Consider the following 15,555-nt stretch of genomic DNA (forward strand, 5'->3'; position numbering starts at 1 on the left):
ACCGCCACTTTTTATTATTCAATTCATACAATTAATGTATATAGGGAAGGACTGCGAAATGTCTGAACATATGCTGCAAGATTTAGATCCGTTAGAGACTCAAGAGTGGGTCGATTCATTACAAGCCGTATTAGAGCAAGAAGGTCCGGAACGTGCTCATTTTCTTCTTGAGAAGCTAATCGACAAGGCTCGTCGTAACGGTACTCATCTGCCTTATAAGGCAACCACTGCCTATCTGAACACGATTCCAGCGGGTCAGGAACCTCATATGCCTGGTAACCAGGAGATGGAGCGTCGCATTCGCGCCATCATTCGTTGGAACGCCCTGGCCATGGTATTGCGCGGTTCGAAGAAAGATCTTGAGCTGGGTGGCCACATTTCCAGTTTCGCCTCTAGTGCAACCATTTACGATGTCTGCTTTAACCACTTCTTCCGTGCACCAAACGAGAAGGATGGCGGTGACCTGGTTTACTTCCAGGGACACATCGCACCAGGTATCTATGCGCGCTCTTTCCTCGAAGGTCGCCTGACCGAAGATCAACTGGCCAACTTCCGTCAGGAAGTCGATGGTAAGGGTCTTTCTTCTTATCCACACCCTAAGTTGATGCCGGACTACTGGCAGTTCCCTACGGTTTCTATGGGTCTGGGTCCGATCCAGGCTATCTATCAGGCTCGCTTCCTGAAGTACCTGACCGACCGTGGTCTGAAAGATTGTTCTGAGCAAACCGTATACTGCTTCCTGGGTGACGGTGAGTGTGACGAGCCAGAAACCTTAGGTGCTATCGGTCTGGCGGCGCGTGAAGAGCTGGACAACCTGGTCTTCATCGTTAACTGTAACCTGCAGCGTCTAGATGGTCCTGTACGTGGTAACGGCAAGATCATTCAAGAGCTTGAAGGTGAATTCCGCGGCGCTGGCTGGGAAGTGGCTAAGGTCATCTGGGGTCGCTACTGGGATCCGCTATTGGCTCGCGACACCAGCGGTAAGCTGCTGCAGTTGATGGAAGAAACCGTCGACGGCGAATACCAAAACTGTAAGGCCAAAGGTGGCGCTTACACCCGTGAGCACTTCTTCGGTAAGTACCCTGAAACTGCCGAGATGGTTGCGAACATGTCTGACGATGACATCTGGCGCCTCAACCGTGGTGGTCACGATCCAGTGAAGATCTATGCTGCGCTGCAACACGCTAAGAACACTAAGGGCCGTCCAACCGTAATCCTGGCGAAAACTGTTAAAGGTTATGGTCTTGGTGATGCCGGTGAAGGTAAGAATATCGCGCACAACGTCAAGAAGATGGACATCAGCGCCGTTCGTTACTTCCGCGATCGTTTCAACATCCCGATCCCTGATGACAAGCTAGAAGAAATCCCTTTCTATCACCCAGGTCCAGATTCGGAAGAGGTGAAGTATCTTCAGGAACGCCGCGCCGCACTGCACGGTTCTATGCCGGCTCGCCGTCAGAAGTTCTCTGAAGATCTCGAAGTCCCTTCACTGAAGATCTTCGATTCTATCTTGAAAGGCTCTAACGGCCGTGAGATCTCAAGCACCATGGCGTTCGTGCGTATTCTAACTGCGCTGCTGAAAGATAAGAAGATAGGTAAGAACATAGTGCCTATTATCCCGGATGAGGCACGTACCTTCGGTATGGAAGGTCTGTTCCGTCAGGTAGGTATCTATGCTCACGAAGGGCAGAAGTATGTGCCACAAGACTCGGATCAGGTGGCTTATTACCGCGAAGACAAGTCTGGCCAGGTACTGCAAGAAGGTATCAACGAGCTTGGCGCAATGTCTTCTTGGGTATCGGCGGCAACAAGTTACTCGGTTAACGATACGCCAATGATTCCGTTCTACATCTACTACTCAATGTTTGGTTTCCAACGTATTGGTGACATGGCATGGGCGGCAGGTGATATGCGCGCTCGCGGCTTCATGGTCGGCGGCACATCGGGCCGTACTACCCTGAACGGTGAGGGTCTACAGCACCAGGACGGTCACAGCCACGTATTGGCTAACACGATTCCGAACTGTATCTCTTACGACCCAACTTATGGTTATGAGATTGCGGTTATCGTTCAAGACGGTATCCGTCGTATGTATGGTGAGAACCAGGAAGATATCTTCTACTACCTGACCACTATGAACGAAAACTATGTACAGCCTGAAATGCCAGAAGGTGCCGAGGAAGGTATCGTCAAGGGTATCTACAAGCTGGAATCAGTCTCAGGCAGCGGCAAGGGCAAGGTACAGCTAATGGGCTGTGGCACCATCCTTGAGCAGGTTCGTAAGGCAGCCCAGGCATTGGCGAAAGACTTCGGTATCTCGTCGGACGTATTTAGTGTCACCAGCTTTAACGAGCTGACTCGCGATGGCCAGGCGGCAGAGCGTTACAACATGCTGCACCCAACCGAGACGCCTAAGCAGGCTTATATCAGCCAGGTGCTGTCTAGCGATTCACCTGCCGTTGTCGCCACCGACTATATGAAGATATACGGCGAGCAGCTACGTGCCTATGTTCCTACCGACTACAAGGTGCTGGGTACCGATGGTTTCGGCCGCAGTGACAGCCGCGAGAACCTGCGTCACCACTTCGAAGTGGACGCTAAGTTCATCGTGATCGCCGCACTGAAGTCGCTGGTTGACCGCAACGAGTTGCCAGTTGAAGTGCTTGCGCAAGCGATTGCCGAGTACGGCATCGATGCTGACAAGATCAACCCACAGTTCGCGTAAGGGGATAGAGAATGGCTGAATTAAAAGAAGTTTTAGTCCCCGATATCGGTGGGGATGAAGTACAGGTTATCGAGATCTGTGCTGCGGTAGGCGATAACCTCGCCGCCGAAGAATCGATCATTACCGTTGAAAGCGACAAGGCGACCATGGATATTCCTGCGCCTTTCGCCGGCAAACTGGCCGAGATCAAGGTCGCCGTGGGCGATACCGTATCTGAAGGCTCGCTGATCGCCATGATGGAAGCCGGTGAAGCGCAAGCCGCCGAGCCAGCCCCTGCGGTTGCCGAAGCTGCTCCTGCACCGGCAGCGCCTGTTGAGGCTGCACCCGTTGCGGCGGCGCCTGCCTCGGCGCAAGTGATTGAAGTCACAGTGCCGGATATCGGTGATGCATCCGATGTTGATGTGATCGAAGTGCTGGTGGCCGTGGGCGACAGTATCGATGTCGACACGGGTCTTATCACCCTGGAAACCGATAAGGCGACCATGGAAGTACCCGCACCTTCTGCCGGCGTTGTGAAAGAACTTAAAGTCGCTGTGGGCGATAAAGTTTCTCAGGGTTCATTAGTGCTGATGCTAGAAGTCAGTGGTGGTGCAGCAGCTCCAGCGGCTAGCGCACCTGCACCAGAAGCAGCACCAGCGGCTGCAGCAACGACGAGCATCGAAGTAAAAGAGATCGCCGTGCCGGATATCGGTGATGCATCTGATGTCGATGTTATCGAGGTATTGGTTGCCGCCGGTGATGTGATCGAGGCCGACCAAGGCCTGATCACCCTGGAAACCGACAAGGCCACCATGGAAGTCCCTGCACCGTTCGCCGGTAAGCTGGTTTCTGTGACCGTTAAGGTGGGTGACAAGGTTTCTCAAGGTAGCGTGATTGCGACCATAGAGACGCAGTCGAGTGCACCGGCTGCCGCGCCAGCCCCTGCAGCTGCCGCGTCTGCGCCGGCTCCACAAGCCAGTGCGCCAGCGCCTGCGGCGAGCAAGCCGCCTGTGCCGCATCACCCAAGTGCCGGTAGCAAGCCAGCAACGGGTGCCGTGCACGCCTCGCCAGCGGTTCGTCGTCTGGCCCGCGAGTTCGGTGCAGACCTGACTCAGGTTACAGGTAGCGGCCCTAAAGGACGTATTCTGAAAGAAGACGTTCAGGCTTACATTAAGTATGAGCTGTCTCGTCCTAAAGCCTCTGCAGCCACCAGTGTGGGTGCCGGTGAAGGCGGATTGCAGGTGATTGCTGCGCCTAAGGTTGATTTCGCTAAGTTTGGTGAAGTGGAAGAAGTGCCGCTGAGCCGTATCCAGAAGATCTCTGGACCTAACCTGCACCGTAACTGGGTCACTATTCCACACGTGACTCAGTTCGACGAAGCCGACATTACAGAGATGGAAGCCTTCCGTAAGCAGCAAAACGAGATCGCCGCCAAGCAGAAAACTGGCGTCAAGATCACCCCGCTGGTCTTCATGATGAAGGCGGTTGCCAAGACACTGCAGCAGTTCCCAGTGTTTAACGCCAGCCTGAGCGCCGATGGTGAGTCGCTGATCAAGAAGAAGTACTACCACATTGGTGTGGCGGTCGATACGCCAAACGGCCTGGTCGTTCCTGTGGTACGTGATGTCGACAAGAAAGGCATTATCGAGCTGTCAGCCGAGCTGATGGAGATCTCGGTTAAGGCCCGTGATGGCAAGCTTAAGGCTGCAGACATGCAGGGCAGCTGTTTCACCATCTCTAGCCTAGGTGGCATAGGCGGTACCGCGTTTACGCCTATCGTCAACTATCCTGATGTCGCGATCTTAGGGGTTTCTAAGTCTGAAATTAAACCTAAGTGGAATGGTAAAGATTTCGAGCCTAAGTTAATGTTGCCGCTCTCTTTATCATACGACCACCGTGTGATCGATGGCGCGATGGCGGCACGCTTTAGCGTGACCCTGTCAAGTATGCTGTCCGACATACGCACACTTATTTTGTAATGATGAAGGCTACTCACCATGAGTAGCCTTTTGTTTAACTCCTTGAAAGGTTAAAATGCGGCCACCTTACAAGAACTAACGTTCAAAAAGCTGGCGTCATAATGGGTTGGGCCGGAATTCCTCCCAACACAATGAGAAAGAATAGAGGAAAACATGAGTAACGAAATCAAAACTCAGGTAGTGGTTTTAGGTGCAGGCCCTGCAGGTTATTCAGCAGCATTCCGTGCTGCCGACTTAGGTCTGGAGACTGTTATTGTAGAGCGTTTCAGTACCCTAGGTGGTGTGTGTCTGAACGTGGGTTGTATCCCATCTAAGGCGCTACTGCACGTTTCTAAAGTGATCGAAGAAGCGAAAGCCATTTCTAACCACGGCGTGGTATTTGGCGAGCCGCAGATCGATCTCGATAAGCTACGTGAGTTTAAGCAGAGTGTTATCAGCCAGCTGACTGGCGGTCTGGGCGGCATGTCTAAGATGCGTAAAGTCAACGTGGTTAACGGTCTGGGTAAGTTTACCGGTCCTAACACCATCGAAGTTGCTGGTGAAGATGGCGTGAAAGTGGTGCACTTCGAGCAAGCGATCATCGCTGCGGGTTCTCGCCCAATTCAACTGCCTTTCATTCCTCATGAAGATCCACGTATCTGGGATTCTACCGATGCGCTTGAGCTGAAAGAAGTTCCTGGCAAGCTGCTGGTTATGGGCGGCGGTATTATCGGTCTGGAGATGGGTACGGTGTACTCTTCACTGGGTAGTGAGATCGACGTGGTTGAGATGTTCGACCAGGTTATCCCAGCAGCCGATAAAGATATCGTTCGTGTCTACACCAAGAAGATCAAGAACAAGTTCAACCTGATCCTAGAGACCAAAGTAACTGCCGTTGAAGCGAAAGAAGACGGTATCTATGTTTCTATGGAAGGTAAGAAGGCGCCAACTGAGCCAGTACGCTACGATGCGGTATTGGTGGCTATCGGTCGTACACCAAACGGTAAGCTGATCGATGCCGACAAGGCTGGCGTAAACATCGATGAGCGCGGCTTCATCAATGTCGACAAGCAGATGCGCACCAACGTGCCACACATCTATGCTATCGGTGACATCGTGGGTCAGCCAATGCTGGCACACAAAGGTGTGCATGAAGGCCACGTCGCTGCCGAGGTGATTGCTGGCATGAAGCACTACTTCGATCCTAAGGTTATCCCATCAATCGCCTACACAGATCCTGAAGTGGCTTGGGTTGGTCTGACCGAGAAAGAAGCCAAAGAGCAAGGCATCGCTTACGAGACGGCAAGCTTCCCATGGGCGGCAAGTGGTCGTGCGATCGCTTCTGACTGCTCAGACGGTATGACTAAGCTGATCTTCGATAAGGAAACCCATCGTGTGATCGGTGGTGCTATCGTGGGTGTGAACGGTGGCGAGCTACTGGGTGAAATCGGCCTGGCTATCGAGATGGGTTGTGATGCCGAAGATCTGGCGCTGACCATCCACGCTCACCCGACGCTACACGAGTCTGTCGGTCTGGCGGCTGAAATCTACGAAGGTTCAATTACCGATTTGCCAAACCCTAAGGCAAAGAAGAAGAAATAATTGCTTCTGAAATCCGAAAAAGCGCTCACTGAGCGCTTTTTTTTTGGCTGGCTAACTTATATATTATATTTTTGTAACAATTATAAGTTTATCGCGCTATGTCCCAACCCCGCCGTGCTGTTTGTCTGAAATGGGATCTTCTATGAGTTTTACCCAGGCGTTTCGCTTACTAGGCTTTTTGGTATTTATGATTGGCTTTACCACGCCAAGTTTGGCGGGCGATCTGGTACAGAGGGTCTTTAGCGCTCGCGACGGCCTCAACAATGCCACGGTAAACGACATTAGCTTCGATGAGTATGGTTACACCTGGCTCTCCACCGAGCAGGGCTTGTACCGCGTCAGCGACACTAAGGCGCGGCGCATCGACAAAGACGCCAACCATATTCGCCTCTCTGATGAGTATATCTATCTCGTCGAATCCCTGAGTAAACAGCACCTGCTGGTTAGCAGCTATGCCAATACCTACCTGTATGACATAGTTCAAGATGAGTTTGTCCAGCTGGGAAGTCGCGAGCTGTTTCCCAAGTTTAATCCCAGTGGGCTACAGGCAATCACCCGCCAGAAAGATGGTAGCTATGTGCTGCTCAGCTATGTCGGCGAGCTCTACCGTCTGGATTACCAGGCGATGTCGCTCACCTTCATCAGTGCCCTGCCAAGCGATCCCGATATGCCCTGGTTTGTGTTGTCGCAATTTGGCGACTCCCAGCTGATTGTGGGAAAGACTTATGAGCTGCAACTCAGGGACAGCCTGGGGATGCTCAGGGGGATCTTCCCCTGGACTGAGGAGCAGGGCCAGATCAAGAGCCTGTTTGAAGACAGGGCGGGGCGTCTGTGGCTGGGCTCGAGCAATGGTTTATATCGCGTCTACCCCGACTCGTTAACCCTTGAGAAGGTGGAGCAGATCCCCTTCTATGTGACCCAGATGGCTCAGGATAAGCTGGGCTTTCTCTGGCTTTCGGGCCGTGAGGGGCTGATCAAGTGGCACCCCGACACCCTGGAGATAAAGCACTTTAGCAATGAACTGAAGCTGGCGGCCGATCTCGACTATATCTACGACCTGGCGGTGGACGACAATGACCTGGTCTGGGTGGGCGGTTCGGGCGATGGCCTAGCAATTGTCGCCGACGACCCCGATTTCGTGCTGGATAACTTCACCCGTAACGCCCCCTATGGGCTCAGCGACGAGATGGTGTGGAGCATCTTTGCCGATCAAAATAAGCTGTGGTTGGGCACAGACAAGGGGCTCATCGAGGTGGATCGTGATGCCAGGAAGAGTCAGACCTACCTGCCAGAGGAGATGGAAGTCAACGACAGCGTCTATGCGGTAAACGAGTTAGACAAACGGCATCTGCTGCTGGGCACCACCAATGGCCTGTTTACCTACGACCGCCAGGCGCACAAGACGCAGAGATTTGCCGAGATCACCGGCGGGCGCACCTCGCTCGAAAATAAGATGATCTACTTCAGCTACAAGGATCCTTTGATCGCCTCCCGCTGGTGGTTTGTTACCGCCACGGGCTTGTTCTATTGGGACAAGGGCAGTTTGGAGCCGACTCGTATGCAGGTCAAGGGGGTCGACGGCACCCTGCATCAGATCCCGCTGCGCTCCATCTATCGAGCGGCCGACGGTAAGCTGTGGATTGGCGGCGAAAACCTGTTTGGTTATATCGATAGCAAGGGGCTCTTCTATTCCCGTATCGACCTGTTCGCCGACGAGAACATCTCTATCGATGTCAGCTATATCAAGGAGGTGGACTCTGGAGTGCTCTGGCTCGGCACCTCGCCCAAGGGGTTAGTGGAGTATCACCCCAAGACAGGGCTGACCTATTTTCTTACCGACAACTGGCAGGTGGAGTGCAGCTCCGTCTACTTCATCGAGCAGCTTCCCGGTTATCGGGTGCTGGGCTGCGCCAACTCCCTGGTGCGGCAAGATCTCACCACGGGGGGGCTTACGGTTATCGAGAAGCAGGACGGACTTATCAGTCATGAACTTAACGACGGCGCCGCCTTCTATCAGCCCGGTGCCGGCCTGTTTGTCGGCAGCCCAGACGGGGTCGCCTTAGTGGATGTGCCCCAGATGCGAAACCGCCTCGCGGAAGATGGCATTATGATGGAGTCTGTCTCGGTATTTTATGAGGACAACACGGAGACCAAGCTGGTGCCTGAGGCCGGCATGCTGATCGAGCCCGGTGCGCGCCTGATCAGTTTCCAGTTAACTAGCCTGGATTATCTGACCGATATTCCGTTTCAGTTACAGTACCGCCTGCGTCGTGGCAAGGGTTCTGAGCAGAGCAAGTATCTGCAGCTGATGGGCCAGTCGCAGGTTAACGTCTCAGGTCTCAAGCAAGGCCATTACACCTTAGACATTCTCAGTGAGAAAAACGGTGTCTGGTCGCAGACCCCCTATTCATTCCGTTTCGTGGTAGAAGATTACTGGTGGAACTATGATTGGTTCAGGGGCTTATTGTTAATTTCGTTGTTGCTGGTGGGGCTCTACTTCCTGCTGCTGCGTCAGAAGCAGATCGGTGCCTTCAGACGGGTCAACAAGGCGCTCAAGGAGAGCGAGGACAGGTTGCGTCAATCGCTGCGGGGCAGTGACTCAGAGTTGTGGGAGTGGCACAGCGAGAGTGAAACCTTCCTGCTTGAAAACCGCGGACGCTACTTCCCTGACAAGGGCGATGCCTTCGAGCTCAAGATGGATGAGTTCCCCATCTATGCCGACGACCAGGACAAGGTGTTTACGGCCTGGAAACGTCTGCTCTCTAAGCAGGATGACAGGTTGGATGTGGATTATCGTTACCGTCGCCCCGACGAGTCCTGGGGCTGGACCCGGGTGCGGGGACGCGCCCTGGAGTTTGATCCCATCAGCGGCAGGGTGAAGAAGGTTGCCGGTATCTACACAGATATCACGACCCAGCGTCGACTGGAGGATGACGTTAAACTCCTGGCGCAGGCCTTTGCCAACACCTCCGAAGGGGTACTTATCTTAGACGCCGATGAGCGGGTGAGGGTCTCCAACAAGGCCGCTCAGAGCATCCTGGGGATGAGCGCCGATGAACTGATCGACAGATACTTTTCCCAGCTGGTTCATAGCAGCGAAGACAGGAGCGATGAGATCAGCATCCTGCTGGAACAGGGGATCACCTGGACCGGCGAGCATGAGTTTCAGTGTTCCGAGGGGCTAATCTGTCCCGTGTGGTTAAACCTGTCGACCATGAAAGATGACCGAGGGGCCATCAGCCATTATGTGGCGGTATTCTCCGATATCACAGAGCGCAAACAGACGGAGGCCGACCTGCGACGTCTGGCCAACTATGACGTGCTTACCGGCCTGCCGAACCGCTCCCTGTTCGCCTCGCGTCTGGCCAAGTGTATTCACCGTGCGGAGCAGACCCAGGACAAGCTGGCGCTGATCTTCCTCGATCTGGACCGTTTCAAGAACGTCAACGACTCCTACGGCCATAGCATGGGCGACGCCTTGCTGGTGGAAGCCGCCAGTCGCTTGCAATCTTGCGTGAGCGAGAGCCATACCCTCTGCCGCTTCGGTGGCGACGAGTTTGTGATCCTGATGCGTGACATGGTCGATATCGATGAGGTCAACCATCTGTGCGAGGCCTTGATCCGCCAGATAGAGAAACCCTTCGAGCTCTACGGCCGCGAGTTCTTTATCTCCACCAGTATCGGGGTGAGCCTGTGGCCGGATGATGCCAAGCAGCCCGAGGTGCTGATTAAGAACGCCGATCAGGCCATGTATCACGCCAAGGAAGAGGGGCGTGGCAACTTCCAGTACTTCTCGGCCGAGCGTAATGCCGAGGCGCTCTATCACCTCAAGCTGGAGGCCGAGCTGCGTAAGGCGATGGACAGGCAGGAGTTTGAGCTCTACTTCCAGCCGCAGATCGATATTCTCAAAGACGATAAGGTGGTCGGGATGGAGGCGCTACTGCGCTGGCATCATCCCAAGGAGGGCTACATCCGCCCCGATATTTTCATCAGGGTGGCCGAGTCCTGTGGCCTGATCATCGACATCGACCGCTGGGTGATCAAGCAGGCCTGTATTCAGGGGGCCAAGTGGGCCGCACATTTCGGCGATGAGTTAAAGCTGTCGGTTAACGTCTCTGCGGTGCACTTCAGACAACCCGACTTTATTCAGGATGTGCAGCAGGCGCTCAAGGAGTCGGGCATGCCGGCCAAGATGCTGGGGCTGGAGATCACCGAAGGTGTCTTGATGAAAGAGCTGCATGTGGCCAAGGATCACCTTAAGGCACTGCGGGAGATCGGCATAGAGGTCGCTATCGATGACTTCGGCACCGGCTATTCGTCGCTCGCCTATCTGCGTAGCTTCGATGTCAGCACGCTCAAGATTGACCGCTCCTTCCTGATCGATATCGCCAATAACGAGGCGGATCAGGCGATCGCCAGCAGTATCATAGAGCTGGCCCGTAACCTTAAGCTGAAGGTGGTGGCCGAAGGGGTTGAGACTCAGGAGCAGTTAGAACAGGTCTTTAGCCGCGGCTGTTACGTTATACAGGGCTACTACTTTGCCAAGCCGATGACTATCGATGAGTTCGAGAAATACCTCTACATCAAGTCACAATAACGGCTTCGTCATCGCGTCGATAGGGCAAACTTTCTTGTTTTTTAAGATGTTTGCTAGAATATCTTGTCCCTCTATTCATAGGAAGATGAATCGCCGATGATCAAGCCTTTTCTACTCTCTTTGCTGCTGGCAAGCCTCACCTTTTCTGCCACGAGCGAGGAACGCCCCAAGATCGGTCTGGCACTCAGCGGGGGCGGTGCGAAAGGGGCGGCTCATATCGCCGTGCTTAAGGCCTTAGAGGCGGAACATATTCCCGTCGATTACATCGCTGGTACTAGTATTGGCGCCTATGTGGGCGGCATGTATGCCCTGGGCTATAGTGCCGAAGAGATCGAAGACATCATGATGGGTTCCAACTGGAACGCCGGCTATTCAGATACCATTCCCCGTGCGGCTCTCAGCTATCGTGGCAAGCAGCAGCGGGATAGATTCAATATCCCGCTCAACATTGGCTACAGCGATAGCCAAGTCAAAGTCCCTAATGGTGTGTTGCGTGGCCAGTCCATGTCGCTCTTGCTGCAGCACTCGACGGATCTGGTGCATAAGTTTGAACACTTCGACGACTTGCCTATTCCCTATCGCGCCGTGGCCACAGATCTCGAGACCAGTGGCGCCGTGGTGATCGACAGCGGCAGCCTGGTGGATGCGATGCAGGCATCGGCCACTGTCCCTGGTGCGCTGCAGGCGGCGCAGTATAAGGGGCATATAGTGGTTGACGGCGGAATTGCCAACAATATGCCGGTGGATGTGGTGAAGGCCATGGGCGCCGACATCGTCATCGCCGTGGATATCGGCTCCTCTCTGGTTAAGCGGGACCAGCTTGAGAGCACGATCGCGGTATTGAACCAACTATCCACCATGCTGACCAATGCCAGTACCGAGCAGCAAAAGCGGCTACTGACGACACAAGATATCCTGATCCGTCCAGAGGTTGGCGAGCTCAGCACCACAGATTTTTCCATCATGCCGGAGGCTTATCGCCTCGGAGAGGTTGCGGTTCAGGGCCAGATGACAAGGCTAAAACAGTTAGCCGTGACCAATGAGCAGTATGCTGCCTATCAGGCTCACAAGGATGCCGCCAGCGTGGGTTGGCTCTACAACCTGTCTCGCCCGGTGATCGAGATACGCTTCGACAACAACTCTAAGGTGAGCGAGAAACTCTTGGCGGAGACCTTAGGTATCGAGCCGGGTGAGGTGGTCGATAAGACCAAGCTGGAGCAGGGGATCAACAAAGTCTATGCGCTCGATAAATTTGAGCGGGTCAACGCCGAGTTTGTCGACACAGATGAGGGACGGATACTGATCCTGCAGACCCGGGCCAAGTCTTGGGGGCCAAATTATTTCCAACTTGGCTTTAGCTGGGAGGATGACTTCACCCTGGACTCTGTGGTGGCACTGGATGTGGCCTACACCATGACAGATCTGACCGCCTATGGTGGCGAGTGGCGCAACGAGCTACGCCTGGGTTATGAGAAGATGCTCGCCTCAGAGTTTTATCTGCCCATGGATTCCGATCAGCGCTATTTCTCCCGCGCGGAACTGGGCTATGAGAAGAAAGATTGGACCCTGTATGAAGAGAATAACCGCTTCCTGGATCTCGAGCAGGTTAAGTATCGCGCCGAGTTGGGTATTGGCGTCAACTATATCAAGGAAGGCGTGGTTGAGCTGGGGGTGATGGGGGAGACGGGCTATCTCGATAATGCGGCCTTTGATGGGCGGGCAGATTTTAGCTCCTACGGCGCCTATCTCAAGTTCGGTTTCGATGACTTGGACAGCATCAGCTTCCCGACCTCGGGTAATCGCTTTACCCTGAACATGTACTACCGCCATGAGCAATCTCCCTACATCTTTGACGATGAACCATCGGAGAACTCCTTGCAGATCATGGCCGATTGGCGAGGCGCCCTGAGTGTGGGAAATCATGCCTTCGTGGGTATCGCCTCGCTGGCAACGGTGGACAAGGAGGAGGGCTTCAGCGTGAATGTCTCCGAACTAGGCGGCTTCCTTAACTTGTCTGGCTACCATAAGGACGCCTTGGTTGGGCCGCACAAGTTGTTCGGTGCCTTCGTCTATCAATACGATCTGGGCCGGGACATGTTGGGGATGACAGACTACCCTCTCTATCTGGGCGCTAGTCTCGAGGCGGGTAACGTCTGGTCGATCCGCGATAGCGTGAGCCTGAATGATCTCATCTACGGCGGCAGCCTCTATCTGGGCACGGATACCGCCATAGGCCCGGCGGCCATAGGTTACGGCTGGACAGACGATGGCGAAAATACCGTCTTCCTCTTCCTGGGTAAGAACTGGTAGGGCAGCTAAGGCGTCATACAAAGTTACAAAATCACCCTACAGTCCTTGGGGCTGGGGTGTTAGTGTGTCATTCGCAAAGGTCTGTGCAATCAGGCTATAAACAAGATAAAAGTAAGAACCGGGGAATTCGAGATGAAAAAAGTCAGTCATTTAGCATTGGCTGTGGCGTTGGGCTTGGGCCTGGGCGCCTGTGGTAGCCATGACACCACTCAGGTAGAGAGTGTACAAACGACAAAGGTGTCGGGCGTTGAGAAAGAAAACTTCGACCCTCAGGTGCGTCATCAGGATGACTTCTATTACAGCGTCAACGGTCACTGGTTGGCGACCACGCCTATCCCAGCCGACAAGTCTAACTATGGTGCCTTCTCCGTACTCTATGAGCAGAGCCAGAACGCCCTGAAGGAGATCATCGACGAAGTAGCGGCTAAGCCAAACAAGGCCGAAGGCTCAAGCGAGCAGAAAGTGGGCGACTTCTACGCCAGCTACATGAATACCGAGTTGGCCGAGCAGCTGGGCGTGACCCCAATCAAGGCGCCAATGGCTGAGATCCAGGGACTTAAGAGCCATCAGGATGTCGCCAGCCAGATGGGTAAGCTGCTGGTTTCGGGTGTGCAGATGCCATTGGGCTTCTATGTGAATAACGACGCTAAGAAGTCGACTCAGTATGGTGTCTACTTCTATCAGTCTGGCCTGACATTGCCTGATCGCGACTATTACCTCAAAGATGATGCTAAGTTCGTAGCTAACCGCGCCGCACTGCAAAGCTATGTCACCGACCTGTTAGATAACGCCGGTTATGCCCACGCCAAGCGCGCCGCGAAAAACGTGGCCGAGATCGAGCACTTCCTGGCCGAGAGTCAGTGGACACGCACCCAGTCTCGTGACGCCAACAAGAGCTACAACAAGATGGATATCGCTGGCCTGCAGAAGACAGTCAGCAACTTCGACTATTCACAGTTTGCCAACGGCGCCGACATGAACAAGGTGACCGAGGTGATCGTGCGTCAGCCCTCTTTCTTCGAGAAATTTGGCAAGCAATTTAATCAGTTCAGCGTCGAGCAGTGGCAGGACTACCTGATGTTCCACCTGGTGGACAGCTACGCCGAGCTGCTGAACAAGCAGATGGTCGATCTTCACTTTGCCTTCCACAGCAAGACCCTGATGGGCATCGAAGAGCAGAAGCCGCGCTGGAAGAAGGCGGTTGATGCAGCGGATCAGGTGATCGGCGAGCTAGTGGGTAAAGAGTACGTCAAACGTCACTTCAAGCCAGAAGCCAAGGCACGTATGGAGAAGATGATCCAGAACCTGATCAAGGGTTTCGAGGTGAGCATCAACGAGCTAGAGTGGATGACACCTGAGACTAAGGTTGCGGCGCAAGAGAAGCTATCTAAGTTCAACTACAAGATCGGCTACCCTGACAAGTGGAAAGACTACACAGACCTGAGCATCAAGGCCGATGATCTGGTGGGTAACTACCAGCGTTACGCGCATTTCGAATACAAGACCATGCTGGATAAGCTAGGTAAGCCTATCGACCGCACCGAGTGGCACATGACGCCGCAGACGGTTAACGCCTACTATAGCCCTGTGATGAACGAAATCGTCTTCCCTGCGGCCATCTTACAGCCTCCATTCTTCAACATGGATGCCGATGATGCGATCAACTATGGTGGTATCGGTGCCGTGATCGGCCACGAGATCAGCCATGGTTTCGACGACCAAGGTGCCAAGTATGATGGTGACGGTAACCTGAGAGACTGGTGGTCAGACAAAGACAGAGAAGAGTTCAAGAAGCGTGGTGCTAAGCTCAGCGCGCAATACTCTAGCTTCGAGGCCCTTCCGGGTAAGTTTGTTAATGGTGACCTCACCCTGGGTGAGAACATTGGCGACCTGGGTGGTCTAACCGTGGCGGCACGCTCTTACAAGTTGAGCCTTGACGGCAAAGAGGCGCCAGTGATCGATGGCCTGACCGGCGAGCAGCGTCTGTTTATCGGCTGGTCGCAGGTGTGGCGTCGTAACTATCGCGACGAAGAGCTGGGACGTCGTCTGCTGACCGACCCACATTCACCAAGCCACTTCCGCGCCATGGGCACGCCGCGTAACATTCCAGCCTTCTACGAGGCGTTCGATGTGAAAGCGGGCGACAAGATGTATCTGAGCGAAGAAGATCGCGTCAAGATCTGGTAGGCCTAGGTTCGCTTTCAAAGCAGCTCAAAGCAACAAAGCCCATCTTAGGATGGGCTTTTTACTGTCTGAAACCTGTGATACCAATCGTAATAAACAATTGATCATTCTAGCTTGTTAAAACGCTCGATAACTGTATTAGTATTTTTAATTGTAGAATAACTACTTATCTAAAAATCCTGCTTTGTTCTCAAGCGTTT

At 53.8% G+C, this 15,555-nt stretch carries 6 protein-coding genes; all 6 read left to right on the plus strand.

Annotated elements, in window-relative coordinates; all coding sequences use genetic code 11:
• Positions 1-58 precede the first annotated feature (58 nt).
• Positions 59-2,725, plus strand: a complete 2,667-nt coding sequence (gene aceE, locus DB48_RS08250) for a pyruvate dehydrogenase (acetyl-transferring), homodimeric type (RefSeq protein WP_041509823.1) — start codon at positions 59-61, stop codon at positions 2,723-2,725.
• A gap of 11 nt (positions 2,726-2,736) precedes the next feature.
• Positions 2,737-4,683 (plus strand): pyruvate dehydrogenase complex dihydrolipoyllysine-residue acetyltransferase, encoded by a 1,947-nt coding sequence (aceF, locus tag DB48_RS08255; RefSeq protein ID WP_041509824.1) that lies wholly within the window; start codon positions 2,737-2,739, stop codon positions 4,681-4,683.
• A gap of 153 nt (positions 4,684-4,836) precedes the next feature.
• Positions 4,837-6,264 carry a dihydrolipoyl dehydrogenase gene (gene lpdA, locus DB48_RS08260; protein WP_041509825.1) on the plus strand — a complete coding sequence of 476 codons (1,428 nt, stop codon included), beginning with the start codon at positions 4,837-4,839 and terminating at the stop codon, positions 6,262-6,264.
• A 142-nt stretch (positions 6,265-6,406) separates the two neighbouring features.
• Positions 6,407-10,861: an EAL domain-containing protein gene (locus tag DB48_RS08265; protein WP_041509826.1), complete on the plus strand. Its 4,455-nt coding sequence runs from the start codon at positions 6,407-6,409 to the stop codon at positions 10,859-10,861.
• Positions 10,862-10,957: 96 nt separating this feature from the next.
• Positions 10,958-13,171: a patatin-like phospholipase family protein gene (locus DB48_RS08270; protein ID WP_041509827.1), complete on the plus strand. Its 2,214-nt coding sequence runs from the start codon at positions 10,958-10,960 to the stop codon at positions 13,169-13,171.
• A gap of 132 nt (positions 13,172-13,303) precedes the next feature.
• Positions 13,304-15,358 (plus strand): M13 family metallopeptidase, encoded by a 2,055-nt coding sequence (locus DB48_RS08275; protein ID WP_041509828.1) that lies wholly within the window; start codon positions 13,304-13,306, stop codon positions 15,356-15,358.
• The last annotated feature ends 197 nt before the right edge of the window (positions 15,359-15,555 follow it).

Origin of the sequence: Shewanella sp. cp20 (assembly GCF_000832025.1) — a bacterium.
Lineage (GTDB): Bacteria > Pseudomonadota > Gammaproteobacteria > Enterobacterales > Shewanellaceae > Shewanella.